The organism is Rhizobium sp. BK316, assembly GCF_014193695.1.
Lineage (GTDB): Bacteria > Pseudomonadota > Alphaproteobacteria > Rhizobiales > Rhizobiaceae > Rhizobium.
In genome coordinates this window covers 598,007-621,940 of sequence record NZ_JACHZR010000004.1, presented here as the reverse complement: position 1 = coordinate 621,940, position 23,934 = coordinate 598,007, and the positions used below count along the sequence as shown (strand labels likewise).

The following is a 23,934-nucleotide window of genomic DNA, read 5'->3' as shown; positions in this document are numbered from 1 at the left end:
AAACTTCTGTTCATTCTGCTGAGAATTTTATTTTTATCGCGGGAAAGCCTGCCCGGCCTTGCTTCGTAACGCCTGCTGAAGCACATCATCCTGGCAATGCTGGAGAGTAGCCGATGACCCAGGACATGCTTCCGATCGATCATCTCGTTTTGCCGGTTACCGATATCGATCTTGCCCGCGAAAGGCTGGGCAAGCTTGGTTTCACCGTAGCCCCTGATGCCCGCCATCCCTTCGGCACGGAAAATGCCTGCGTTTTCTTTACTGACAAAACCTATCTTGAGCCATTGGGTGTCGCGAGTGTGGAGGAGAGCGAGGAGACGGCGCGTGAGGGCAATGTCTTTACCGCCCGCAATCAGGCTTTCCGCTTCCGCTGCGGCAGCGAGGGACTGTCCGCCATCGCCTTTGCGACAGCGGATGCAAAGCGCGAACATGCTCGATTCGTAAAGGGCGGCATCAGCGCTGGCTCTGTGCTGCAGTTCGAACGTTCCGTGAAAATCCCCGATGGTGCAGAAAGTGTTGCCGGCTTCCGGCTCGCCTTCGCTGGCGACCTGCGGGCACCGGATTTCTTTCTCTTCGCTGTCGAGCGCATCAACCCGCTTCCGGCCGACCGCGGCGCGCTGGAGACCCATGCCAATGGCGTGACGGGCATTGCCGAGATCGCGCTCGCGGCCCCCGAGCCGACAGCTTTCGGCGAGTTCGTTCGCGCGGCGGCAAAAGCCGCTTCTGCCGATGTCACGAGTTTCGGGCTGGAGGTGCCGACCGGAAACGCAAAGATCAGCCTGATGACCCCAGAGGGTCTGGAGGCCTATTTCGATTTGAGCACGCCGGATAGCGATCGCGGCCTGCGCGGCCGGGCGATCCTCTTTGCGGTTGCCGATCTGGCCGTGACAGAAGCGCATTTGGCTGCTAACGGGGTGACCTATACACGCAAGGGAAACCGTATTCTTGTGAAGTCCGTGCCCGGTCAGGGTGCGCTCTTTGCCTTCGAGGAAACATCATGAGCTCCAATACCAATGCAGAGGTCCGGATCGGCGAGGGCGCTGGCCAGGTTCTGTTTTCCAATTCTGCCAAGCTTTCGCTCATCGCTGGTCCGTGCCAAATGGAAAGCCGCGAGCATGCCTTCATGGTCGGCGGCACGCTGAAGGAGATCTGCGACAAGCTCGGTATGGGCCTCGTCTACAAGACCTCCTATGACAAGGCGAACCGCACCTCGATTTCCGCCAAGCGCGGTATCGGCCTCGAAAAGGCGATGGAGGTTTTCGACGACCTCAAGAAGGAATTCGGCTTTCCTGTCCTGACGGACGTTCATACGGCAGAACAATGCGCCATTGTCGCTGAAACCGTCGATGTGCTGCAGATCCCGGCCTTCCTCTGCCGCCAGACGGATCTTCTCGTTGCCGCCGCCAAGACCGGCCGCGTCGTCAACGTCAAGAAAGGCCAGTTCCTGGCTCCCTGGGACATGAAGAATGTGCTCGGCAAGCTGAATGCCAGCGGCAATCCGAATGTATTGCTTTGCGAGCGCGGCGTTTCCTTCGGCTACAACACGCTGGTCTCCGACATGCGTTCCCTGCCGATCATGGCGGCAATGGGCGCTCCTGTTATCTTCGACGCCACGCATTCCGTCGCCCAACCGGGCGGGCAGGGCGATTCCTCCGGCGGCCAGCGCGAATTCGTTGAAACGCTGGCGCGTGCTGCCGTAGCCGCCGGCGTTGCAGGTGTCTTCATCGAAACCCATGAGGATCCGGACAATGCCCCTTCCGACGGCCCGAACATGGTCTATCTCAAGGATCTGCCGCGGCTTCTGGAAAAGCTGCTTGCCTTTGATGCGGTCGCCAAGGGCTGACAGTCAAAAGCCTGACATGATCGTGTTATAGCGACGATTAGAGATGCAGGTCGAAAGTGTCGCAAAGCGCCCCCCAAAGTGCCATTGTAATTTGCGTACCTTCGATTAAGACGGTTTCAAACGATTTATCCACCCACGAGCAGGAAAAAACCATGACTGCAATTACCGATATCATCGCCCGCGAGATTCTCGATAGCCGTGGTAACCCCACCGTCGAAGTCGATGTCTATCTCGAAGACGGCAGCATGGGCCGTGCAGCTGTTCCCTCGGGTGCTTCGACCGGCGCGCATGAAGCCGTCGAAGTGCGTGACGGCGGCAAGCGTTATCTCGGCAAGGGTGTTGAAAAGGCCGTCGAGGCCGCTAATACGGAAATCTTTGACGCCATCGGCGGCATCGACGCCGAAAACCAGATTCAGATCGACAAGATCATGATCGAGCTCGACGGCACGCCGAACAAGTCGCGTCTCGGTGCCAACGCCATCCTCGGCGTTTCGCTCGCCGTCGCCAAAGCTGCCGCAGAGGCTTCCGGCCTGCCGCTCTACCGTTACGTTGGCGGCGCTTCCGCAAACCTGCTGCCGGTTCCGATGATGAACATCATCAACGGCGGCGCACATGCCGACAATCCGATCGATTTCCAGGAGTTCATGATCCTGCCGGTTGGCGCAGATTCGATCCGTGAAGCTGTTCGCATGGGCTCGGAAGTCTTCCATACGCTGCGTAAGGAACTCGCTGCCCAGGGACACAATACCAATGTCGGCGACGAAGGCGGTTTTGCGCCGGGTCTGAAGAGCGCTCCGGAAGCCCTCGACTTCATCGTCAAGTCGATCGAGAAAGCCGGCTACAAGCCGGGCGAGGACATCTACCTCGGCCTCGATTGCGCCTCGACGGAATTCTTCAAGGACGGCAAGTATGTGATGGAAGGTGAAGGCCGCACGCTCGAGCCGGGCGCCATGGCTGAATACCTTGCCGAACTCGCTGCCAAGTATCCGATCATCTCCATCGAAGACGGCATGGCCGAGGACGACTGGGAAGGCTGGAAGACGCTGACCGATCTCGCCGGCAAGAAGTGCCAGCTCGTCGGCGACGACCTCTTCGTCACCAACTCGGCTCGCCTGCGCGACGGGATCCGCATGGGCGTCGCAAACTCGATTCTCGTCAAGGTCAACCAGATCGGCTCGTTGACGGAAACGCTCGACGCCGTCAATACCGCGCACAAGGCAGCCTACACCGCCGTCATGTCGCACCGTTCGGGTGAGACGGAAGACTCCACGATCGCCGATCTTGCGGTTGCCACCAACTGCGGTCAGATCAAGACCGGTTCGCTGTCGCGCTCGGATCGCCTTGCCAAGTACAATCAGCTCATCCGCATCGAAGAAGGTCTCGGCCCGCAGGCTGAGTATGCCGGCCGCTCTATCATCCGCGGCTAATACGATCTTGGAAATCAGGCATTTGGAACCCGCGCTCCGGCGCGGGTTTTTTGTTGAGTCCCTTCCGGAATCGCTCAGAGTCAACGAACGGTTAAACTCTGCGCGTTAAGTTGAAATGATTGGTAATGCGTTAGAGCATGAGTGTATGTGGACAAAGCATCATAAGAAGAGAAAGACCGGTCGCTTCGTCATTCCGGCCATGACGGTCGCCTTCCTCTCCTATTTCGGCTATCATTGCATCCATGGTGATTATGGTCTGCGTGCGACGGAGGCGTTCGAGCGCCAGCGTCTCGCGCGCGAGAAGGAATTGGCGGTGCTCAAGGCTAAGCGCGAGCATCTGGAGGCGCAGGTAGCGCTCCTCAGCGACGGCTCGCTGGACAGGGATATGCTCGACGAAAAGGCGCGGTATCAGCTCAACATGTCGCGCGCGGACGAGATTGTCATTTACAATCATTACCGCAATTAACCGAATTTAGGTTAATCGATTTTTTTTGTTTTTTATCAATAATTTACAAGCGAATATGAGCCATGCAATTATGGCATTGCTGTGGTGATTTTTCTTCCCTATGGTACGCGCCACCTGAGAACCGATAAACCCATAGGGAGGGTTGAATGGCGTTGCGCAAAACCGCGACCGTTTCCAGCCGCAAAACCAGTGCGAAATCTGCAGCCAAGGCATCGTCCGCAGCCAAGGCATCGAATGGCGGTCCCATCGCCGATTTCGATCGCGATGAGGAGCTGAAGGCCTATCGCGAGATGCTGCTCATCCGCCGTTTCGAGGAAAAGGCGGGCCAGCTTTACGGCATGGGCTTCATCGGTGGTTTCTGTCACCTTTACATCGGCCAAGAAGCTGTTGTCGTCGGCATGCAAATGGCGCAGAAGGAAGGCGATCAGGTCATCACCGCCTATCGCGACCACGGTCATATGCTGGCGACCGGCATGGAAGCGCGCGGCGTCATGGCCGAGCTGACCGGGCGTCGTAACGGCTATTCCCACGGGAAGGGCGGTTCGATGCACATGTTCTCCAAGGAGAAGCATTTCTACGGCGGCCACGGCATCGTCGGTGCCCAGGTTTCGCTCGGCACGGGCCTCGCCTTCGCAAACAAATACCGCGGCAATGACAGCGTCTCGATCGCCTATTTCGGCGACGGCGCAGCCAACCAGGGTCAGGTCTACGAGAGCTTCAACATGGCTGCTCTCTGGAAGCTGCCAATCATCTATATCGTCGAAAATAACCGTTACGCCATGGGCACTTCGACAGCCCGCGCGACGGCGCAGTCGAACTATTCGCTCCGCGGTTCCGGCTTCGGCATTCCCGGCATGCAGGTCGATGGCATGGACGTTCGTGCTGTCAAGGCTGCTGCCGATGAGGCGCTCGAGCACTGCCGCTCCGGCAAGGGGCCGATCATCCTGGAAATGCTGACCTATCGCTATCGTGGTCACTCCATGTCCGACCCGGCGAAGTACCGCACCAAGGAAGAAGTACAGAAGATGCGCTCCGAGCAGGACCCGATCGAGCAGGTTCGCCTGCGCGTGATGGAAAAGGGCTGGGCGACCGAAGACGATCTGAAGGCGATCGACAAGGAAGTCCGCGATATCGTCGCCGACAGTGCCGATTTTGCCCAGGCCGATCCGGAGCCGGATGCATCCGAGCTTTACACCGACATTCTGCTCTAATTCGGGGAGGGAACCCATGCCTATCGATATCCTCATGCCCGCCCTTTCTCCGACGATGGAAGAAGGCACGCTGTCCAAGTGGCTCAAGAACGAAGGTGACAAGGTCACTTCCGGCGACGTGATTGCCGAAATCGAAACCGACAAGGCAACGATGGAAGTCGAAGCCGTCGACGAAGGCGTCATCGGCAAGCTGCTGGTTCCGGCCGGCACTGAAAACGTCAAGGTAAACGCCAAGATCGCTATCCTGCTGCAGGACGGCGAATCTGCCGACGCGATTTCCGCCGCTCCTTCTGCCGCTCAACCGGCTCCGGTCGCTGTTCCGCAGGTTGCCCAGGAAGAGAAGCCGACGAATACCGGGTCGGCTACTGCCCCTGTTCCGGCCGAGCCCAAGGCTTTCGTGCCGAACGACCCGGAAATTCCGGCTGGTACCGAAATGGTGTCGATGACGGTGCGCGAAGCGCTGCGCGACGCCATGGCCGAAGAAATGCGCGCTGACGACAACGTCTTCGTCATGGGAGAGGAAGTTGCCGAATACCAGGGTGCCTACAAGGTTACCCAGGGTCTTCTGCAGGAATTCGGCGCTCGCCGCGTTATCGACACCCCGATCACCGAGCACGGTTTTGCCGGCGTCGGCGTCGGTGCCGCCATGTCGGGCCTGAAGCCGATCGTCGAGTTCATGACCTTCAACTTCGCCATGCAGGCGATCGACCAGATCATCAACTCGGCTGCCAAGACGCTCTACATGTCCGGCGGCCAGATGGGCGCCCCGATTGTCTTCCGCGGCCCGAACGGCGCTGCTGCTCGTGTCGGCGCCCAGCACAGCCAGGATTACGCAGCCTGGTACAGCGCGATCCCCGGCCTGAAGGTTGTCATGCCTTACACGGCTTCCGATGCCAAGGGTCTGCTGAAGGCCGCGATCCGGGATCCGAACCCGGTCGTCTTCCTCGAAAACGAAATTCTCTACGGCCAGCATTTCGATGTGCCGAAGCTCGATAATTTCGTTCTGCCGATCGGCAAGGCCCGCATCCACCGTCCGGGCAAGGATGCTACCGTCGTCTCCTTCGGCATCGGCATGACCTATGCCACGAAGGCGGTCGCCGAACTCGAGAAGATCGGCATCGATGTCGAACTGATCGACCTGCGCACCCTTCGTCCGATGGATCTTCCGACGGTCATCGAATCCGTCAAGAAGACCGGCCGTCTGGTCACCGTCGAGGAAGGTTATCCGCAGAACTCCGTTGGCACCGAAATCGCCACCCGCGTCATGCAGCAGGCCTTCGACTATCTCGATGCGCCGATCCTGACGATCGCTGGCAAGGACGTTCCGATGCCTTACGCCGCCAATCTCGAAAAGCTCGCGCTTCCGAATGTCGGCGAAGTGGTCGATGCGGTGAAAGCCGTTTGCTACAAATAAGGAGAGGGCCTTTCGATGCCGATCAATATCACGATGCCCGCCCTCTCTCCGACCATGGAAGAAGGCAACCTTGCCAAGTGGCTGGTCAAGGAAGGCGATAAGGTCAAGTCCGGTGATGTGATCGCCGAGATCGAAACCGATAAGGCGACGATGGAAGTCGAAGCCGTTGACGAGGGCACGGTCGCCAAGATCGTCGTTCCGGCCGGCAGCGAAGGCGTGAAGGTCAATGCCCTGATCGCCGTTCTCGCCGCCGATGGTGAAGATGTCGCTGCCGCTGCAAGTGGCGCCGGCTCTGCCGCTCCGGCACCGAAAGCTGCTGCTGCTCCGGCTGAAGCACCGAAGGCTGAGGCCGCATCTGCTCCGGCGCCGTCGGCTCCGGCTGCTGCCCCGGCACCCGCTGCGGTCCCCTCTGGCGGCGCGCGTGCCTTCTCTTCGCCGCTTGCTCGTCGTCTGGCCAAGGAAGCCGGTATCGATATTTCCGCCATTGCCGGCACCGGTCCGCATGGCCGTGTCGTCAAGAGTGATATCGAAGCTGCCGCTGCCGGCGGTGGTGCCAAGGCTGCCGCTGCTGCCCCGCAGGCTGCTGCACCGGCTCCGGCCGCTGCCGCTCCGAAGGGCGCATCCGACGAAGCCGTGCTCAAGCTCTTCGAACAAGGCTCCTACGAGCTCGTGCCGCATGACGGCATGCGCAAGACGATCGCCCGTCGCCTCGTCGAATCCAAGCAGACCGTTCCGCATTTCTACGTGTCGGTCGATTGCGAGCTCGACGCGCTGATGGCGCTGCGTGCCCAGCTGAACGACGCCGCTCCCCGCAAGGACGGCGCTCCGGCCTACAAGCTGTCGGTCAACGACATGGTCATCAAGGCCATGGCTTTGGCGCTCCGCGATGTTCCTGACGCTAACGTTTCCTGGACGGAAAGTGCCATGGTCAAGCACAAGCATGCCGACGTTGGTGTGGCTGTCTCGATCCCCGGTGGCCTGATCACCCCGATCGTCCGCAAGGCCGAGGAGAAGACGCTCTCCGTCATCTCCAACGAGATGCGTGATCTTGGCAAGCGTGCGAAGGACCGCAAGCTGAAGCCTGAGGAATATCAGGGCGGCACGACTTCGGTCTCCAACATGGGCATGATGGGCGTGAAGAACTTCGCAGCTGTCATCAACCCGCCGCATGCGACGATCCTCGCCGTCGGCGCGGGTGAGCAGCGCGTCATCGTCAAGAATGGCGAAATGGCGATTGCGACGGTCATGACCGTGACGCTCTCGACCGACCACCGCTGCGTCGACGGCGCTCTTGGCGCCGAGCTGCTGCAGGCTTTCAAGGGCTACATCGAAAATCCGATGGGCATGCTGGTCTAAGCAGGACGCGGGAGGGCGGACATGACGAAGACTGTTCTTTGCTATGGTGACTCGTTGACCTGGGGCTATAACGCCGACACGATCGGTCGTCACGCCTATGAGACTCGCTGGCCGAGCGTGCTTCAGGCAACGCTCGGAAGCGAGGCTCGCGTCATCGCGGAAGGCCTGAACGGCCGCACCACCGCCTTCGACGATCACCTCGCCGATTGTGACCGTAATGGTGCACGCGTCCTGCCGACGATCCTGCAGACGCATGCGCCGCTCGATCTCGTCATCCTGCTGCTCGGCACCAATGACATGAAGCCGGTTGTCGCCGGCTCCGCCTTTGCCGCATGTCAGGGCATCGGTCGTCTGGTGCGTCTGATCCGCAACCATGCCTGGCCCTTCGAATTCGACGGGCCAGAGATCCTGATCGTGGCGCCGCCGGCGATCTGCGAGACGGGCAATGTGCCCTTCGCGGCTTCGTTCCCGGGCGGCATCGATGAATCGGCAAAGCTTCCCACGCTTTACCGTGACCTTGCCGATGAACTCGGCTGCGGCTTCTTCGACGGCAATTCCGTCGCCAGGACCACGCCGCTCGACGGCATCCATCTCGATGCGGAGAATACGCGTGCGCTCGGTCGCGGCCTTGAGCCCATCGTTCGGATGATGCTGGGTCTTTGACGGTGACCGCCTTTCTCGCCCTCCGAAAAGCCTCCCGCCGGGATGCCTCGGAACTGGCGATTCTGGCAGACATTGCTTCTCACGGCTTTGCCTCATGGCTCTGGTTTGCCGATGTCGCAAGCGGCATGAGCGATACGCCGCTGGAACGGGGCCGGTTGAAGATGAGCGATGAGGCGCTCGGGGGCTGGAAGAACGCCGTCATCGGCGAGGCCTATGACGAGATCGCCGGAATGGCGATCGGTTACGAAGTGGATGAAGGCATACGCGATCTCGAAGCGCGGCATCCGGCCATAGAGCCGATGCTGGCGATGCAGAGATCGGTGATCGGGCATTGGTTCATTGGCAGCCTTGCGGTCTATCGCCATATGCGCGGTATCGGCATCGGCAAGAGGCTGCTGGAGGATCAGCTTGCAAGGGCAGATCGGCTGCCGGTCAGCCTGATCACGTCGGATAGTAACGAAGCGGCTCTGTCGCTTTACGAAAGAAACGGATTTTCGGAAACGGCGCGCATGAAAGCTGTGCCGCTCTTCGATAACAGCAAGAAGCACGCATGGGTTTTGATGACCCGGGCGGGAGCGTAACAAAGGCAGGAAAGCAATGGCTCAATCCTACGACGTCATCGTCATCGGTTCCGGTCCCGGCGGCTATATCGCCGCCATCCGCGCCGCGCAGCTCGGCCTCAAGGTCGCCTGTGTCGAGCGCGAACATCTGGCCGGCATCTGCTCCAACTGGGGCTGCATTCCGACCAAGGCGCTGCTGCGCTCCGCAGACGTCCTGCATACCGCCCAGCACGGCAAGGATTACGGCCTGGTGCTGGAAGGCACGATCAAGCCGGATATCAAGGCGATCGTCACCCGTTCGCGCGGCATCGCCCACCGGATGAACAACGGGGTCGGATTCCTGTTCAAGAAGAACAAGGTCGATGTCATCTGGGGTGAAGCCAAGATCACCAAGCCCGGCGAAATCGTCGTTTCCAAGACGACGAAGAAGCCGATGGAGCCGATGGGGCCGGTGCCGAAGAATGCACTCGGCGAAGGCACCTACAACGCCAAGCACATCATCGTTGCGACCGGCGCCCGTCCGCGCGCCCTGCCGGGCATCGAGCCGGATGGCAAGCTGATCTGGACCTATTTCGAAGCGATGAAGGCTGACGAACTGCCGAAGTCGCTGGTCGTCATGGGCTCGGGCGCAATCGGCATCGAATTCGCAAGCTTCTACCGCACCATGGGCGTTGATGTCACCGTAGTCGAAATCATGAGCCAGGTCATGCCGGTCGAGGATGCGGAAATCTCTGCCCTCGCCAAGAAGCAGTTCGAGCGCCAGGGCATGAAGATCCATCTGGAGGCCAAGGTAGCCAAGGTGGAGAAGGGTGCAAACTCGATCACCGCTACCATCGAGAAGAAGGACGGCACGACTGAGACGATCACCGCTGACCGCATGATTTCGGCTGTCGGCGTGCAGGCCAATGTCGAAGGCATCGGCCTTGAGGCTGTCGGTGTGAAGACCGATCGCGGCTTCATCGCCATCGACGGCTACGGCAAGACCAACGTGCCCGGCATCTATGCGATCGGCGACGTTGCCGGCCCGCCGCTTCTCGCCCACAAGGCCGAGCACGAGGCTGTCGTCTGCGTCGAGAAGATCGCCGGCCTTCCGAATGTCCATCCGATGGACAAGCTGAAGATCCCGGGCTGTACCTATTGCAACCCGCAGGTCGCTTCCGTCGGCCTCACCGAAGCCAAGGCCAAGGAGCTGGGCCGCGATATCCGCGTCGGCCGCTTCCCCTTCAGCGCAAACGGCAAGGCTGTCGCGCTCGGTGAGGACCAGGGCCTCGTCAAGACGATCTTCGACAAGAAGACCGGTGAACTGCTTGGCGCCCACATGGTCGGCGCTGAAGTCACCGAACTCATCCAGGGCTTCGTTGTCGCCATGAACCTGGAGACGACCGAGGAAGAACTGATGCACACCATCTTCCCGCATCCGACTATTTCGGAGACGATGAAGGAAAGCGTGCTGGATGCTTACGGCCGCGTGCTGAACGCTTGATAATTTCCTGGTCTGCCCTCTATCCCGGCGTGGCGGAACGCCATCGCCGGGGATGGAAAAAACGAAAGGAAATCATCATGTCTATGAGCACGCAGTCGCTTCTCATCTTTCTGCTGATCGGCCTGGTTGCGGGCTTTCTTGCAAGCCTGGTCGTCGGCGGGGGTGGGTTGATACGATGCCTCCTGAGCGGCATCATCGGCGCGTTCGTGGGCGGGTTCCTGTTCAATGCGCTGGGGATCTCGCTCGGCATTGAAAATGCATTGGTGGTTGAGATCATCCACGCCACTGTCGGTGCCATTGTCGTGGTGCTGATCGCAAGGGCGATAGCGTAGGAAAAGGGACAGGATGGAAGGCGTCGGCTGGATTTCGGCGATCATCATCGGTGGACTTGCGGGCTGGCTCGCAGGCAAGCTGATGGAAGCGCGCTACGGCATTTTACTGAACATCGTGCTCGGCATTGTCGGCTCGGTTGTCGCCACTGCCGTCCTGGCGCAGTTTCATATCGAGGTTGCCGGCGGAAGGTTCGGTTATTTCGTGACGGGTTTCATTGGCGCCTGTCTGCTAATATTCCTCGCGCGCCTGGTGCGAAGATAGTGAGCGAAGATCGGGCGCACCTCCTCAGATCGAAAGATTTGAATAAAGGAGCGATGCGCAATATGAGATGCCGGGCCGCATGGGGCGGCGGAAAGTTGAACTGACATGGTCACCATTCTCGACACGATCAATCCAGACGCAAAGCGCGTGCGGCATCCGGAAAAGGCGCATCGCCCGGATACGGAAGTCCTGCGCAAGCCGGACTGGATTCGTGTGAAGGCGCCGACCTCGAAAGGCTATGCCGAGACCCGCTCGATCGTGAAGGAGCACAAGCTCGTCACCGTCTGCGAAGAAGCGGGCTGCCCGAATATCGGCGAGTGCTGGGACAAGAAGCACGCAACCTTCATGATCATGGGCGAGATCTGTACGCGCGCCTGCGCCTTCTGCAACGTGGCGACAGGCAAGCCGAACGCGCTCGACATGGCCGAGCCTGAGAATGTCGCTAAGGCGGTCAAGGAAATGGGCCTGTCGCATGTCGTCATCACGTCGGTCGACCGTGACGATCTGGAAGACGGCGGCGCCGAGCACTTTGAAAAGGTGATCTGGGCGATCCGCGTCGCTTCGCCGATGACGACAATCGAAATCCTGACGCCAGACTTCCTGAAGAAGCCTGGAGCGCTGGAACGTGTCGTCGCCGCCAAGCCCGACGTCTTCAACCACAATCTGGAAACCGTTGCCGGAAACTACCTGACGGTTCGCCCCGGCGCCCGCTACTTCCACTCCATCCGCCTGCTGCAGCGGGTGAAGGAACTCGATCCCACCATGTTCACCAAGTCGGGCATCATGGTCGGCCTCGGTGAAGAGCGGAACGAGGTCCTGCAGCTCATGGATGACCTGCGTACTGCCGATGTCGACTTCCTGACGATCGGCCAGTATCTGCAGCCGACCCGCAAGCACCACAAGGTCGAAAGCTTCGTCACGCCGGATGAGTTCAAGTCCTACGAGACGGTTGCCTACACCAAGGGTTTCCTGATGGTCGCCTCCAGTCCGCTGACCCGCTCCTCGCACCATGCCGGCGACGACTTCGCCCGCCTGAAGGCTGCGCGCGAGAAGAAGCTGCTGATGGCTGCCGAGTAAAAGCTTACCCCTTGTTTTTGATGGGAACCGCAGCGATTTTCGCCGCGGTTTTTCTTTGCGTGTTGCGCTGTCATCATCAGGTCATGCGAAGCAGCTAGCCAGCACGCCGCTCTTCGCAGTTAAGTCTGTCCGCGAAGGCGATCCTGTCGAAAGCGAGCCTGCCATGCATCAAGTGACGACGTCGCCTGAACCCATTTGTGAGGTCTCTATTGCAGAGGCAGCCGACATGATCCTTCGTGCCGAGCGAATCATGGTCATCGGTTGTTCGGGCGGCGGCAAGTCGACGCTGGCCCAGAAGCTGGCAAGCCATTTCGACCTGACCTACCTCTCCATCGACCGTGATATCCGCTGGCTGCCAGGCTGGGTGGAACGCGGCAGGGAAGAGCAGCGCCAGCGTATCATCGAGAGGATTGCCGGCGAACGCTGGATCATGGATGGCACCAATACCTCCACCTTCGATATCCGCCTGCCGCGTACCGATATCGTCATCTGGGTGCGGATGCCGCGCCTGCTTTGCGTGTGGGGCGTCATGACCCGCTGGCTGAAGCACATCGGCCGCACCCGCCCGGAAATGGCGCCGGGCTGCATCGAAAAGGTCGACTGGCAGTTTCTGGAGTTCATCTGGACTTTCGAGAAAAAATTTACGCCGCGCATCACAGCCGCGATCGCCGCCCACGGGCCGCATATACCGGTTTTACAGGTGAAATCCCGCCGCCAGATGCGCGCGCTTCTTGATCTTCTCGGTATGCCGGCTTAACTGCGCTTCATGCCGCAATTCGAAACGCATCGCTCCGTCCCGCACACGCCCGACCAGATGTTCGACCTGGTGTCAGATGTCGAACATTATCCGGAATTTCTGCCGCTCTGCGAAGCTCTTGTTGTGAAGAACCGCAAGGAGCGCGACGGCAAGGAACTGCTGATCGCCGACATGACGGTCGGTTACAAGGCGATCCGCGAAACCTTCACGACCCAGGTCCTGCTAAACAGGGCCGAGCGCGTCATCGACGTCAAATATATCGACGGCCCCTTTCGCTACCTCGACAACCGCTGGCGGTTTGTCGAGGCGGAGGGTGGCGGCTGCACGGTCGATTTTTTCATCGACTACGAGTTCAAGAGCCGCATTCTCGGAGCTCTGATGGGGTCAATGTTCGACCGGGCTTTCCGCATGTTCACGGAAGCCTTCGAAAAGCGGGCGGGCACGATCTACAGCCGATAGAGCCTTGGTCAGCGATCGAAGAAATGATCGAAGATCTGCGTCGCGGGATAGGCGTAGGCGCCACGGTCGATGAAGCTGTAGCGATAGAGGCAGCCTCTGAGCGCAGCGTTGTAGATCAGGCTGGTGGTATCAGGCGATCCGCGATAGCCCAGCGCTTCCGGCTGGCAGCGGCGGAGCGCATGGTCGTATTTGCGCAGCAGAACGGGATCGGAATCCACCCGCACGCCACCGTAAGTCTGATAGTTGGATGGTGCTTCAGCCGCCGAAACGCAGGCGAGGCTCAAGACGACACCGATGCATGCGAAGTATCTCATTTAACTGATCCCTCAAAACCGACTCTTGCCTAGACTCGGCAGAAACTGAAATTCCTGCCTTTTGTTCCCTCACTCAATATCACACAATTTCAATAACCATTTGAAGTGCCGTCCGGATTGTTGCCAGCCGGATTTCCGTGCGGCCAATGTCGCCGTAAAGCATCTTCCGATGGATAAGCTTACCCGAACGTGATTTCGCGGCAAGATGCACCAGCCCGACAGGTTTTTCCGGCGATCCACCACTGGGGCCGGCAATGCCTGTCACGGCGACCGCAAGGTCGGCGCGTGAGCGGAAGAGGGCGCCATGCACCATCTGCCGCGCCGTCTCCTCCGAAACTGCTCCGAAACGGGCGAGCGTTTCCTCCTGCACGCCGAGCATCTGCATCTTGGCGGTGTTCGTATAGGTTACGAAACCGCGGTCGACGACGGCTGACGATCCGGAAATCTCTGTCAGTGCGCCGACAATCAGCCCACCGGTGCAGGACTCTGCCGTCGATACCAGCAGGCCCGCAGCCGTGAAATCGCGGATGATGTTTTCCGCCATCGACGTGATATCTGCGGGAAACAGGCTCATCGCTTCGTGCTTCCATAGACAACGGTTGCCGTTGCGATCGCGGCGATCCCTTCGCGGCGGCCGACGAAACCGATCTTCTCGTTGGTGGTGGCTTTCACCGAGCAACGCTCGATGTCAATGCCGAGGAACTCCGAGAGATTGGCGCGCATGGCCTCACGGTGCGGGCCGACCTTCGGCGCCTCCGCGATCAGGGAAACGTCGGCATTGGTGATCGTGCCGCCATGATCGCGCACGATCTTTGCGGCATGTTCGATGAAGATACGGGAAGCGGCACCCTTCCATTGCGGATCGGACGGCGGGAAATGGTCGCCGATATCGCCTGCGCCGCAGGTGGCAAGCAGCGCATCCGTCAGCGCATGCAGTGCGACGTCGGCATCGGAGTGACCCTTCAGCTTCTGGTCATGTGGAATGAAAACACCGCAGAGCGTCACGCCGTCACCGGGCACTAGTTGATGCACGTCATAGCCGTTGCCGGTTCGCACATCGGGAATGCGCGCGCCCGAGAGCCTGTCGTCGGCCATGGTGATATCGCTCCTGACTGTCAGCTTCACGTTGCTCGATGCGCCCTCGACGATCGTTACGGGGATATCGAGCCATTCGGCGATCGACGCATCGTCGGTGAAATCTGTTTTGCCGATTGCGGCTGCCTTCTGATGGGCCTCGAGAATGATGGCGAAATCGAAGGATTGCGGCGTCTGGGCCGCATAGAGCTGGTCGCGCGGGATGGTCTTGACCACGATTCCGTCGCTCCCTGCCTGCTTCAGCGTATCGGCGACCGGTGTTGCAGGAAGGACTGCGGGCGCGCCGGTCGAAAGTGCATCGCCAATCCTGTCGAGAAGCTGGTGATCGAAGAAGGGGCGCACCGCATCATGGATCAGCACATGGCTGATGCCCTTATCCTTGAGGTGTCGCAGGCCGGCAAGCACCGATTGCTGCCGCGTGGGGCCGCCATGGACGGTATCGATCGGGGTTGCCGAGACGATGTGCCGAGACGCTCTAGCAAAGAGCGCTTCATCATCCGGATGGATGACGACGACGATGTGCTTTGCCGGTTCCCATGTCATGAAGTTTTCAAGCGTGTGGACGATAACCGGCTTGCCGCCGATCATCCGGTATTGCTTGGGGCCTTCCTCTGACGATCCGGCGCGTTCGCCGCGGCCCGCCGCAACGACGACAATTCCAGCCGATATCGGTTGCTTACTATGCATTTGCAGCATAAATCCCTGAAATATCCGGAATGGATGTCAGTTGCTCTATCGTCTTGCTCGGACCTTTTCCAGCATTTGCCCAAAAAATATCAATTCGGGCTCGACCCTCTTGGCAAGCCAAAGATCTATGGCTAAAAATAATGCAGATACATGGTGTGCCTGAAAGATAATCATTTGATTTCCAAGGACCTCGCAACGCCTTTTCGAATCGGATCTGTGTCCGTGCGGAACCGCGTTGTGCTTGCCCCGATGTCCGGCGTCACTGACATGCCGTTCCGTGAGCTTGCCTGGCGCTATGGCGCCGGCCTCGTGGTGACGGAGATGGTGGCAAGCCGGGAGTTGGTGAACGATACCGCCGAATCCTGGTCGCGCCTGCGGGTAGCCGGTTTCCGTCCGCATATGGTGCAGCTTGCCGGGCGCGAAGCATACTGGATGGCTGAGGCCGCAAAGATCGCGGCCGATCACGGCGCCGATATCATCGACATCAACATGGGCTGCCCAGCCAAGAAGGTCATCGGCGGCTATTCCGGTTCGGCGCTGATGCGCGATCCCGATCATGCGCTTGAACTCATCGAGGCGACCGTCAAGGCGGTCGATATCCCCGTGACGCTGAAGATGCGCCTCGGCTGGGACGAAAATTCCATCAACGCTCCGCACATTGCCAAACGCGCCGAAGAAGCGGGTGTCCAGCTCGTCACCATCCACGGCCGCACCCGCATGCAGTTCTATGAGGGCAGGGCGGATTGGGATGCGATCCGCCTCGTGCGCGATGTCATTTCCGTGCCGCTGATCGCCAATGGCGATGTCGAGACGGCCGCAGATGCCCAGGAGATTCTGCGCCGGTCCGGTGCTGACGCCGTCATGATCGGCCGAGGCTGCCAGGGCAGGCCTTGGCATGCAGGTGTTCTTGCCGGCGCAAACGAGCCGTCGCGCGAGGAGATCGCCGCAATTGCCGTCGAGCACTATCGCATGATGCTGGAATTCTATGGCGAGGCCGTTGCCGTCAGGCACGCCCGCAAACATCTCGGCTGGTATCTGGAGCGCTTTGCGCCGGACCTTCCCGGCGAACATAAGGCTGCGATCATGACATCGCGCAATCCTAATGATGTCATTGCCCGCTTCGGCGATGCAATGGCGGTAGGTGCAGTAGAACAGCGGGAGGCGGCATGAGCACGGACGGCACACCTTCTTCCGAGAATACCGGCAATGCCGTTGCAATGTCGGTGTTGAACGCCATCCAGAACCCGGTCGTCATGGTGGATGAGGGCGGCTTCATCGCTTTTGCGAACTGGGAAGCCGAAGCCTTCTTCGGCGCCAGCGCCGCGCATCTGTCGCGCTACCGCATCTCGACCTTCATTCCTTTCGGAAGCCCGCTTCTGGCGCTCATCGATCAGGTGCGCGAACGCAAGGCGCCGGTCAACGAATACCGCGTGGACCTGAGCTCGCCGCGCCTCGGTCAGGACAAACTCGTCGATATCTATGTCGCACCCGTCATTGCCGAACCCGGCTCGGTCGTCGTCGTTTTCCAGGAACGGTCGATGGCCGACAAGATCGACCGGCAGCTGACGCACCGGGCGGCGGCCCGCTCGGTCACGGGGCTCGCCTCCATGCTGGCGCATGAGATCAAGAACCCGCTCTCCGGCATCCGCGGCGCTGCCCAGCTCCTCGAGCAATCTGTGATCGACGATGACCGCGCCCTGACGCGGCTGATCTGCGACGAGACGGACCGTATCGTCTCGCTGGTCGATCGCATGGAGGTCTTTTCCGACGAGCGCCCGGTCGACCGCGTGCCCGTCAACATCCATTCCGTGCTCGACCATGTGAAGGCGGTCGCCAAGGCAGGCTTTGCCCGCAATATCCGTATGACGGAAAATTACGACCCGTCGCTGCCCGCCGTTTACGCCAATCGCGATCAGCTCGTGCAGGTCTTCCTCAATCTGGTGAAGAACGCTGCCGAAGCCGTCGGCGACCGGTCGGACGGTGAAATCATCCTGACGACGGCCTATCGCCCCGGTATCCGCCTGTCTGTCGCCGGCACGCGCGAGAAAATCTCGCTGCCGCTGGAATTCTGCGTTATCGATAACGGCCCAGGCGTGCCGACGGACCTGCTGCCGCATCTTTTCGACCCCTTCATCACCACCAAGACGAACGGCAGCGGTCTTGGCCTCGCCCTCGTTGCCAAGATCATCGGCGATCATGGCGGCATCATCGAATGCGACAGCCAGAACAACCGCACGATTTTTCGCGTCCTCATGCCGGCGTCCAAGGATGCCTCGCTTGATGACGCCGGTATTGCAAGCTCGACAGGACCCAATAGATGACAGCCACGATCCTCGTTGCAGATGACGATGCGGCCATCCGCACGGTGCTCAATCAGGCCTTGAGCCGCGCCGGTTATGATGTGCGCATTACTTCCAATGCCGCAACGCTGTGGCGCTGGGTTTCAGCCGGCGAAGGCGATCTCGTCGTGACTGACGTCGTAATGCCCGATGAAAATGCTTTCGACCTTCTGCCTCGCATCAAGAAGGCGCGGCCGGAACTGCCGGTCCTCGTCATGAGCGCGCAGAACACCTTTATGACGGCGATCAAGGCTTCCGAAAAGGGCGCCTATGATTACCTGCCGAAGCCTTTCGACCTGACGGAGCTGATCGGCATCATCGGCCGGGCGCTTGCCGAGCCGAAGAGGAAGCCGGCCAAGCTCGACGAGGACACCCAGGACGGCATGCCGCTCGTCGGTCGCTCGGCGGCGATGCAGGAAATCTACCGCGTTCTCGCCCGCCTCATGCAAACGGACCTGACGCTGATGATCACCGGCGAGTCGGGCACCGGCAAGGAGCTCGTCGCCCGCGCGCTGCATGACTACGGCAAGCGCCGCAACGGCCCCTTCGTCGCCATCAATATGGCCGCCATCCCGCGCGATCTCATCGAATCCGAGCTCTTCGGCCACGAGAAGGGCGCCTTCACCGGCGCACAGACCCGTTCGACCGGTCGCTTCGAACAGGCCGAAGGCGGCACGCTTTTTCTCGATGAAATCGGCGACATGCCGATGGATGCCCAGACGCGTCTTCTCCGTGTGCTGCAGCAGGGCGAATATACGACTGTCGGCGGCCGCACGCCGATTCGCACGGACGTGCGCATCGTGGCGGCGACCAACAAGGATCTGAAGCAGGCGATCAATCAGGGTCTCTTCCGCGAGGATCTCTATTATCGCCTTAACGTCGTGCCGCTGCGCCTGCCGCCGCTGCGCGACCGCGCGGAGGACATCCCCGATCTTGTCCGCCATTTCGTCCAGCAGGCCGAAAAGGAAGGCCTCGGCTCCAAGCGCTTCGATCAGGAGGCGCTGGAACTGATGAAGGCCTATGCCTGGCCGGGCAACGTGCGCGAGCTGGAAAACCTCATCCGCCGCCTGATGGCGCTTTATCCACAGGATGTCATCACCCGCGAAATTATTGATGCGGAGCTTCGCTCCGATGTTCCCGACAGCCCGATCGAGAAGGGGCCGATCCGTAGCGGCACGATGACGATCGCCCAGGCGGTCGAAGAGAATATGCGCACCTATTTCGCAAGTTTCGGCGAAAACCTGCCGCCGCCCGGCCTCTATGATCGTGTGCTGACGGAAATGGAATATCCGTTAATTCTTGCGGCATTGACGGCCACCCGCGGCAATCAGATCAAGGCGGCCGATTTGCTGGGGCTGAACCGCAATACGCTGCGCAAAAAGATCCGCGAACTCGGCGTTTCCGTCTACAGAAGCTCGCGTACGGCCTGACCTTCGACCTTGACATTGTGGCGAAGTGCGTTGCATTTTCGCCACAATGCGTTGCTTAAAGGTCACGCATAGGGTTTGGACATTCGCCCACGATCGAGTCGTTTGAACGCCGGTTTTTTTCGTAAACCGGCGCCATTTGGCTTCTCGTTGGGCGTGGCGGCAATGCCGTCCGAAGAGAGGCTGAATGGACGAAGAAGGGGTATCGCCGGAAACGGCGAACGAGGCGGTGACAACGGTGACCGACCGTCGTGCCCTGTTTGCCGTACCCGGTCTGGTGCTTGCCGGCGGCGCGTTGGTCTGCGCGACCGTCACGCTCTTCGTACTGCTCGGCGTGACGCCGATTGCCCCGACCTCGCACGTGGTCATCGGCTCCGTCGTCATCAATTCCTTTTTCGTCCTCGGTCTGATCGCGCTGATCGGTCGCGAAGTCGCGCGGCTTTTCAAGGCCCGCACGCGCGGCCGCGCCGCGGCCCGCCTGCATATTCGTATCGTCGTGCTCTTCTCGATCGTTGCGATCACGCCGGCGATCCTGGTGGCGATATTCGCCAGTATCACGCTGAATGCCGGCCTCGATCGCTGGTTTGCGCTGAGAACCCAGGCGATCGTCAGCTCATCCCGCAACATCGGTCAGGCCTACATGCTGGAAAACGCCAGCTATTTGCAGGGCCAGACAGTGTCGATGGCAAACGATCTGGAGCGCAACCGCGCGCTCTACAGTCTGGACAAGACCGGCTTCGGCGAGTTGATGACCCGTCAGGCAAGGGGCCGTGGCCTGCTCGGCGCCTTCCTCGTCGAGCGCGATGGCTCCGTTATCGTCCAGGCCGACATCAGTACGGAAAAGCCGCTGCCCGCCATCCCGCAGGATGCGCTGGAAAAGGCGGCCGCCGGTCAGCCGACGCTGATCCCGCCCGGCGTGACCAATCTTGTCGGCGCCATCATCCGGCTCGAGTCGATACCCGGAACCTTTCTCTATACGGTGCGCGCCGTCGACCCCAAAGTCATGAACGCCATGCGCATGATGGAGGAGAACGCCACCGAATACCGCTCGATGGAAGCCGGCCGCGTTTCGCTGCAGATCGCTTTTGCGGTGCTCTATATCGGCTTTGCGCTGATCGTGCTGCTGGCGGCGATCTGGACCGCGATCGCAGTGGCCGACCGTATCGTTCGGCCGATCCGCCTGCTGATTACCGCTGCCGACAGCGTCGCATCCGGCAATATGGACATCGTCGTACCTGTCCATGCTGTCGATGGCGACGTCGCCAGCCTTTCGCGCACCTTTAACAAGATGATTTCGGAAATCCGCACCCAACGCGACGAGATCCTTGAGGCCAAGGACGAGGTGGACGACCGTCGCCGCTTCATCGAGGCCGTGCTTTCAGGTGTCACCGCGGCTGTCATCGGTGTCGAACAGGACCGGCGCATCACCATCGTCAACAGTTCGGCCGAAACGCTGATGGCGCTGCACGCCGATGAATTGCTCGGCAAGCAGTTGTCGGAAGTCGCGCCCGAAGTGGACCAGGTTCTGACGGAAGCTGCCTCACGCTATCGCGGCGATTTCCGCAAGCAGATCGCGCTGGTGCGCGGCGGTACTGTGCGCACGCTCAGCGTTCAGGTGACCCGCGAGGAAGTGCGCGATCTCAGCGAATCCTATGTGATTACGCTCGATGACATCACCGATCTCGTCATCGCCCAGCGTTCCACCGCCTGGGGCGACGTTGCGCGTCGTATCGCCCATGAGATCAAGAATCCGCTGACGCCGATCCAGCTTTCGGCCGAGCGCATCCGCCGCCGTTACGGCAAGCAGATCGACGAGAACGATCGCGCCGTCTTCGACCAGTGCACGGACACGATCATCCGTCAGGTTGGCGATATCGGCCGCATGGTCGACGAATTTTCCGCCTTTGCACGCATGCCGAAGCCGACGAAGGAGCCGAGCGATCTGCGCGCCATCCTTCACGATGCGATCTTCCTGCGCGAGATGGGTAACAACCATATCTCCTTTCTGCAGGAATTCGGCGAAGAACGGCTGGAGGGCGCCTTCGACAGCCGCATGCTGGGTCAGGCCTTCGGCAATCTCATCAAGAACGCTGTGGAAGCGATCGAGGCCGTACCGAGCGAGGAACGCGAGGCGCGCAAGATCCTCGTCCGTGCCTCTCTGGACGAAGCGCGCGACCGCTTCACCGTCGATATAATCGACAATGGCCGCGGCCTGCCGGTCGAGAACCGTCACAGCATTCTGGAACCCTATATGACAATGCGCGAGAAGGGCACCGGCCTCGGCCTCGCCATCGTCAAGAAGATCATCGAGGAACATGGCGGGCAGCTTGAACTGCATGATGCGCCCGCCGATTTTGACCAGGGAAGAGGGGCCATGATCCGCGTGCATCTGCCACGCCGGGACGTGTCCACAACCCCGGCAGCCAGTGACAAGGAAAGCGTTTATGGCCTCTGATATTCTCGTCGTCGACGATGAGCATGACATCCGCGAGATCGTTGCCGGCATCCTGTCGGATGAGGGCCACGAAACTCGCATGGCGCATGACAGCGACAGCGCGCTGGCGGCAATTTCCGATCGCGTGCCGCGCCTTGTCTTCCTCGATATCTGGATGCAGGGCAGCAAGCTCGACGGTCTCTCGCTGCTGGACGAGATCAGAACGCGCCATCCCGAGCTCCCGGTCGTGATGATATCAGGCCACGGCAATATCGAGACGGCTGTCTCCGCCATCAAGCGCGGGGCCTTCGACTTCATCGAAAAGCCGTTCAAGGCCGACCGCCTGATCCTGATCGCTGAGAGGGCATTGGAAAATTCCAAGCTGAAGCGTGAAAACATCGAATTGAAGCGCCGCGCCGGCGATGCGCTGGAGCTGATCGGCACCTCGGTCGCCGTTTCGCAGCTGCGCCAGACGATCGAAAAGGTCGCGCCCACCAACAGCCGCATCATGATCTTCGGCGCATCCGGCTCCGGCAAGGAACTGGTGGCGCGCATGATCCATAAGAAGTCGACGCGCGCCAACGGCCCCTTCGTCGCGCTGAACGCGGCCAACATCACGCCCGACCGCATGGAAGTGGCGCTGTTCGGCACGGAGGGTGCGCCGGGGCAGGCGCGCAAGATCGGCGCGTTGGAGGAGGCTCATCGCGGCATCCTCTATCTCGACGAAGTCGGCGAAATGCCGCGCGAGACGCAGAACAAGATCCTGCGCGTGCTGGTCGACCAGCAATTCGAGCGTGTCGGCGGCTCCAAGCGCGTGAAGGTCGATGTGCGCATCATTTCCTCGACCGCTTATAATCTGGAAAGCCGCATCGCCGAAGGCTGGTTCCGCGAGGATCTCTATCATCGCCTTGCCGTCGTGCCAGTGCGCGTACCGCAGCTCGCCGAGCGTCGCGAGGATATTCCGTTCCTCGTCGACCAGCTTATGCGCCAGATTTCCGAACAGGCGGGCATCCGGCCGCGCCGTATCGGTGATGACGCCATGGCCGTGTTGCAGGCTCATGACTGGCCGGGCAATATCCGCCAGCTCCGCAACAATATCGAGCGCTTGATGATCCTCGCGCGCACCGACGGTCCGGATACGCCGATCACCGCCGACATGCTGCCGACCGATCTTGGCGACATGCTGCCGAAGGTTTCGGCCAAGAACGACTACCACATCATGACGCTGCCGCTGCGCGAAGCCCGCGAAATGTTCGAGAAGGATTACCTGATCGCCCAGATCAACCGCTTCGGCGGCAACATTTCTCGCACCGCCGAATTCGTCGGCATGGAGCGCTCGGCGTTGCACCGCAAGCTGAAGTCGCTCGGCGTCTGATGTTTTTCCGGCGCGGGCTCGTGTCGCGCCGGTTCCCTCCTTTGCCTGAAGCAGGTTTCAATGCCAAGAATTGCCTATGTGAATGGACGCTATGTGCCGCATTCTAACGCCATGGTGCATGTGGAGGATCGTGGCTATCAGTTCGCCGATGGCGTCTATGAAGTTTGCGAGGTCCGCCACGGCCTGATCGTCGACCTGACCCGGCACCTGAACCGGCTCGACCGTTCGCTCAGTGAACTGCGCATCGCCTGGCCGATGAGCCGTGCGGCTCTGACGCAGGTGATTCGCGAGACGCTGCGCCGCAACCATGTCCGCAACGGTCTCTTCTATCTGCAGGTGACGCGCGGCGTTGCCCGCCGCGACCATGTCTTCCCGGCTGAAGGCACGCCGCCATCGATCGTCGTAACTGCCAAGAGCACCGATCCGTCAATCATCGCCAAGAAGAATGCCACTGGCATCAAGGCGATCACCGTTCCCGACAATCGCTGGGACCGCGTCGACATCAAGTCGATCGGGCTGCTGTCGAATGCGCTTGCGCGCCAGCAGGCGAAGGAAGCCGGCGCACAGGAGGCGATCTATATAGATGCCGACGGCATGGTGAAGGAGGGGGCGGCGACCAATGTCTGGATCGTCGATGCCGACGGTACGCTGGTAACGCGGCCTGCCGAACATGGCATCCTGCGCGGCATCACCCGCACGACTCTGATCGATGTCGCGGCCAAACTGGGGGTTGATATCGTCGAGCGGAAATTCTCCGTTTCGGAGATGATGGCCGCCCGCGAGGTCTTCATCACGGCGGCTACAAGCATTTGTTTTCCGGTGGTTTCCATTGACGGACAGGCGATTGCGAACGGTCATCCGGGAAGCCTGTCACAGAATATTCGGGAAGCCTTTTTCGACGTTGCGGAAAAGATTACGATTTGATACCAAGATTTGCTGGGCTGGAGGAATGA

Annotated in this window: 24 protein-coding genes; 21 read left to right on the top strand and 3 right to left on the bottom strand. The window is 60.4% G+C overall.

Translation table 11 applies throughout. The features are described 5' to 3' along the window. Positions 1–113: 113 nt before the first annotated feature. The 15 genes from FHT87_RS21860 (at position 114) to FHT87_RS21790 (ending at position 13,310) form a co-directional block, all read left to right on the top strand. The gene (locus tag FHT87_RS21860) at positions 114–1,001 is read left to right on the top strand and encodes a VOC family protein (RefSeq protein WP_183804855.1); all 888 of its coding nucleotides are present in this window, start codon (positions 114–116) and stop codon (positions 999–1,001) included. Beyond that, the gene (gene kdsA, locus FHT87_RS21855; RefSeq protein ID WP_183729490.1) at positions 998–1,843 is read left to right on the top strand and encodes a 3-deoxy-8-phosphooctulonate synthase; all 846 of its coding nucleotides are present in this window, start codon (positions 998–1,000) and stop codon (positions 1,841–1,843) included. Before FHT87_RS21860 ends, kdsA begins: the two co-directional genes overlap by 4 nt. Positions 1,844–1,995: 152 nt before the next feature. Beyond that, on the top strand, positions 1,996–3,270 hold the full coding sequence (gene eno, locus FHT87_RS21850; protein WP_183729488.1) for a phosphopyruvate hydratase: 1,275 nt from the start codon (positions 1,996–1,998) through the stop codon (positions 3,268–3,270). A 145-nt stretch (positions 3,271–3,415) separates the two neighbouring features. After that, entirely contained in the window at positions 3,416–3,736 is a 321-nt protein-coding gene (locus FHT87_RS21845) for a septum formation initiator family protein (protein ID WP_183729485.1), read from the top strand. A 146-nt stretch (positions 3,737–3,882) separates the two neighbouring features. Further along, a complete protein-coding gene (gene pdhA, locus FHT87_RS21840) occupies positions 3,883–4,947 on the top strand; it encodes a pyruvate dehydrogenase (acetyl-transferring) E1 component subunit alpha (protein WP_183804853.1) in 1,065 nt (354 codons plus the stop codon). 16 nt (positions 4,948–4,963) lie between these two features. Beyond that, entirely contained in the window at positions 4,964–6,361 is a 1,398-nt protein-coding gene (locus tag FHT87_RS21835) for a pyruvate dehydrogenase complex E1 component subunit beta (protein WP_183729480.1), read from the top strand. Between the two features lie 15 nt (positions 6,362–6,376). Beyond that, entirely contained in the window at positions 6,377–7,717 is a 1,341-nt protein-coding gene (locus FHT87_RS21830; RefSeq protein WP_183804851.1) for a pyruvate dehydrogenase complex dihydrolipoamide acetyltransferase, read from the top strand. Between the two features lie 21 nt (positions 7,718–7,738). After that, complete coding sequence (locus tag FHT87_RS21825; protein ID WP_183729474.1) at positions 7,739–8,380, top strand: SGNH/GDSL hydrolase family protein; 642 nt, start codon at positions 7,739–7,741, stop codon at positions 8,378–8,380. A gap of 2 nt (positions 8,381–8,382) precedes the next feature. Continuing rightward, a complete protein-coding gene (locus tag FHT87_RS21820; RefSeq protein ID WP_183729471.1) occupies positions 8,383–8,961 on the top strand; it encodes a GNAT family N-acetyltransferase in 579 nt (192 codons plus the stop codon). 16 nt (positions 8,962–8,977) lie between these two features. Further along, positions 8,978–10,423, top strand: coding sequence for a dihydrolipoyl dehydrogenase (gene lpdA, locus FHT87_RS21815; protein ID WP_183804849.1), 1,446 nt, complete (start codon positions 8,978–8,980; stop codon positions 10,421–10,423). 77 nt (positions 10,424–10,500) lie between these two features. Beyond that, on the top strand, positions 10,501–10,755 hold the full coding sequence (locus FHT87_RS21810; RefSeq protein ID WP_183729465.1) for a GlsB/YeaQ/YmgE family stress response membrane protein: 255 nt from the start codon (positions 10,501–10,503) through the stop codon (positions 10,753–10,755). 13 nt (positions 10,756–10,768) lie between these two features. Next, positions 10,769–11,017, top strand: a complete 249-nt coding sequence (locus FHT87_RS21805) for a GlsB/YeaQ/YmgE family stress response membrane protein (RefSeq protein ID WP_183729462.1) — start codon at positions 10,769–10,771, stop codon at positions 11,015–11,017. A 105-nt stretch (positions 11,018–11,122) separates the two neighbouring features. Then, the gene (gene lipA, locus FHT87_RS21800; protein ID WP_183729459.1) at positions 11,123–12,094 is read left to right on the top strand and encodes a lipoyl synthase; all 972 of its coding nucleotides are present in this window, start codon (positions 11,123–11,125) and stop codon (positions 12,092–12,094) included. Between the two features lie 226 nt (positions 12,095–12,320). Further along, complete coding sequence (locus tag FHT87_RS21795) at positions 12,321–12,851, top strand: AAA family ATPase (protein WP_348647593.1); 531 nt, start codon at positions 12,321–12,323, stop codon at positions 12,849–12,851. 9 nt (positions 12,852–12,860) lie between these two features. After that, positions 12,861–13,310: a type II toxin-antitoxin system RatA family toxin gene (locus FHT87_RS21790; protein WP_183729454.1), complete on the top strand. Its 450-nt coding sequence runs from the start codon at positions 12,861–12,863 to the stop codon at positions 13,308–13,310. A gap of 8 nt (positions 13,311–13,318) precedes the next feature. Here the strand turns inward: FHT87_RS21790 and FHT87_RS21785 are convergent, their stop codons facing one another. The 3 genes from FHT87_RS21785 to FHT87_RS21775 form a co-directional block, all read right to left on the bottom strand. Then, the gene (locus tag FHT87_RS21785) at positions 13,319–13,624 is read right to left on the bottom strand and encodes a hypothetical protein (protein WP_183804848.1); all 306 of its coding nucleotides are present in this window, start codon (positions 13,622–13,624) and stop codon (positions 13,319–13,321) included. Positions 13,625–13,703: 79 nt separating this feature from the next. Beyond that, on the bottom strand, positions 13,704–14,198 hold the full coding sequence (locus tag FHT87_RS21780) for a CinA family protein (RefSeq protein ID WP_183729449.1): 495 nt from the start codon (positions 14,196–14,198) through the stop codon (positions 13,704–13,706). After that, the gene (locus FHT87_RS21775) at positions 14,195–15,415 is read right to left on the bottom strand and encodes a bifunctional 2-C-methyl-D-erythritol 4-phosphate cytidylyltransferase/2-C-methyl-D-erythritol 2,4-cyclodiphosphate synthase (RefSeq protein ID WP_183804846.1); all 1,221 of its coding nucleotides are present in this window, start codon (positions 15,413–15,415) and stop codon (positions 14,195–14,197) included. The genes FHT87_RS21780 and FHT87_RS21775 overlap by 4 nt, the downstream gene beginning before the upstream one ends. A gap of 141 nt (positions 15,416–15,556) precedes the next feature. On the opposite strand from FHT87_RS21775, the gene dusB reads away from it, so the two are divergent. From dusB to FHT87_RS21745, 6 genes are all read left to right on the top strand, one after another. Further along, complete coding sequence (dusB, locus tag FHT87_RS21770) at positions 15,557–16,576, top strand: tRNA dihydrouridine synthase DusB (protein WP_183804844.1); 1,020 nt, start codon at positions 15,557–15,559, stop codon at positions 16,574–16,576. Further along, positions 16,573–17,727, top strand: a complete 1,155-nt coding sequence (locus FHT87_RS21765) for a nitrogen regulation protein NR(II) (RefSeq protein ID WP_183729440.1) — start codon at positions 16,573–16,575, stop codon at positions 17,725–17,727. Before dusB ends, FHT87_RS21765 begins: the two co-directional genes overlap by 4 nt. Continuing rightward, positions 17,724–19,175 (top strand): nitrogen regulation protein NR(I), encoded by a 1,452-nt coding sequence (gene ntrC, locus FHT87_RS21760; protein WP_183729437.1) that lies wholly within the window; start codon positions 17,724–17,726, stop codon positions 19,173–19,175. The genes FHT87_RS21765 and ntrC overlap by 4 nt, the downstream gene beginning before the upstream one ends. A gap of 184 nt (positions 19,176–19,359) precedes the next feature. Next, positions 19,360–21,627: a PAS domain-containing sensor histidine kinase gene (locus FHT87_RS21755; protein WP_183804842.1), complete on the top strand. Its 2,268-nt coding sequence runs from the start codon at positions 19,360–19,362 to the stop codon at positions 21,625–21,627. Continuing rightward, positions 21,617–22,981 (top strand): sigma-54 dependent transcriptional regulator, encoded by a 1,365-nt coding sequence (locus FHT87_RS21750; protein WP_183729431.1) that lies wholly within the window; start codon positions 21,617–21,619, stop codon positions 22,979–22,981. The genes FHT87_RS21755 and FHT87_RS21750 overlap by 11 nt, the downstream gene beginning before the upstream one ends. Before the next feature lie 60 nt (positions 22,982–23,041). Further along, positions 23,042–23,905, top strand: a complete 864-nt coding sequence (locus FHT87_RS21745; RefSeq protein ID WP_183804840.1) for a D-amino-acid transaminase — start codon at positions 23,042–23,044, stop codon at positions 23,903–23,905. Positions 23,906–23,934: the final 29 nt, after the last annotated feature.

What these genes read in the sequence shown, in the direction of transcription:
- FHT87_RS21860 (WP_183804855.1), top strand. Translation starts at nt 114, where the DNA reads ATGACCCAGGACATGCTTCCGATCGATCATCTCGTTTTGCCGGTTACC.
- kdsA (WP_183729490.1), top strand. Translation starts at nt 998, where the DNA reads ATGAGCTCCAATACCAATGCAGAGGTCCGGATCGGCGAGGGCGCTGGC.
- eno (WP_183729488.1), top strand. Translation starts at nt 1,996, where the DNA reads ATGACTGCAATTACCGATATCATCGCCCGCGAGATTCTCGATAGCCGT.
- FHT87_RS21845 (WP_183729485.1), top strand. Translation starts at nt 3,416, where the DNA reads ATGTGGACAAAGCATCATAAGAAGAGAAAGACCGGTCGCTTCGTCATT.
- pdhA (WP_183804853.1), top strand. Translation starts at nt 3,883, where the DNA reads ATGGCGTTGCGCAAAACCGCGACCGTTTCCAGCCGCAAAACCAGTGCG.
- FHT87_RS21835 (WP_183729480.1), top strand. Translation starts at nt 4,964, where the DNA reads ATGCCTATCGATATCCTCATGCCCGCCCTTTCTCCGACGATGGAAGAA.
- FHT87_RS21830 (WP_183804851.1), top strand. Translation starts at nt 6,377, where the DNA reads ATGCCGATCAATATCACGATGCCCGCCCTCTCTCCGACCATGGAAGAA.
- FHT87_RS21825 (WP_183729474.1), top strand. Translation starts at nt 7,739, where the DNA reads ATGACGAAGACTGTTCTTTGCTATGGTGACTCGTTGACCTGGGGCTAT.
- lpdA (WP_183804849.1), top strand. Translation starts at nt 8,978, where the DNA reads ATGGCTCAATCCTACGACGTCATCGTCATCGGTTCCGGTCCCGGCGGC.
- FHT87_RS21810 (WP_183729465.1), top strand. Translation starts at nt 10,501, where the DNA reads ATGTCTATGAGCACGCAGTCGCTTCTCATCTTTCTGCTGATCGGCCTG.
- FHT87_RS21805 (WP_183729462.1), top strand. Translation starts at nt 10,769, where the DNA reads ATGGAAGGCGTCGGCTGGATTTCGGCGATCATCATCGGTGGACTTGCG.
- lipA (WP_183729459.1), top strand. Translation starts at nt 11,123, where the DNA reads ATGGTCACCATTCTCGACACGATCAATCCAGACGCAAAGCGCGTGCGG.
- FHT87_RS21795 (WP_348647593.1), top strand. Translation starts at nt 12,321, where the DNA reads ATGATCCTTCGTGCCGAGCGAATCATGGTCATCGGTTGTTCGGGCGGC.
- FHT87_RS21790 (WP_183729454.1), top strand. Translation starts at nt 12,861, where the DNA reads ATGCCGCAATTCGAAACGCATCGCTCCGTCCCGCACACGCCCGACCAG.
- FHT87_RS21785 (WP_183804848.1), bottom strand. Translation starts at nt 13,624, where the DNA reads ATGAGATACTTCGCATGCATCGGTGTCGTCTTGAGCCTCGCCTGCGTT.
- FHT87_RS21780 (WP_183729449.1), bottom strand. Translation starts at nt 14,198, where the DNA reads ATGAGCCTGTTTCCCGCAGATATCACGTCGATGGCGGAAAACATCATC.
- FHT87_RS21775 (WP_183804846.1), bottom strand. Translation starts at nt 15,415, where the DNA reads ATGCTGCAAATGCATAGTAAGCAACCGATATCGGCTGGAATTGTCGTC.
- dusB (WP_183804844.1), top strand. Translation starts at nt 15,557, where the DNA reads ATGGTGTGCCTGAAAGATAATCATTTGATTTCCAAGGACCTCGCAACG.
- FHT87_RS21765 (WP_183729440.1), top strand. Translation starts at nt 16,573, where the DNA reads ATGAGCACGGACGGCACACCTTCTTCCGAGAATACCGGCAATGCCGTT.
- ntrC (WP_183729437.1), top strand. Translation starts at nt 17,724, where the DNA reads ATGACAGCCACGATCCTCGTTGCAGATGACGATGCGGCCATCCGCACG.
- FHT87_RS21755 (WP_183804842.1), top strand. Translation starts at nt 19,360, where the DNA reads ATGGACGAAGAAGGGGTATCGCCGGAAACGGCGAACGAGGCGGTGACA.
- FHT87_RS21750 (WP_183729431.1), top strand. Translation starts at nt 21,617, where the DNA reads ATGGCCTCTGATATTCTCGTCGTCGACGATGAGCATGACATCCGCGAG.
- FHT87_RS21745 (WP_183804840.1), top strand. Translation starts at nt 23,042, where the DNA reads ATGCCAAGAATTGCCTATGTGAATGGACGCTATGTGCCGCATTCTAAC.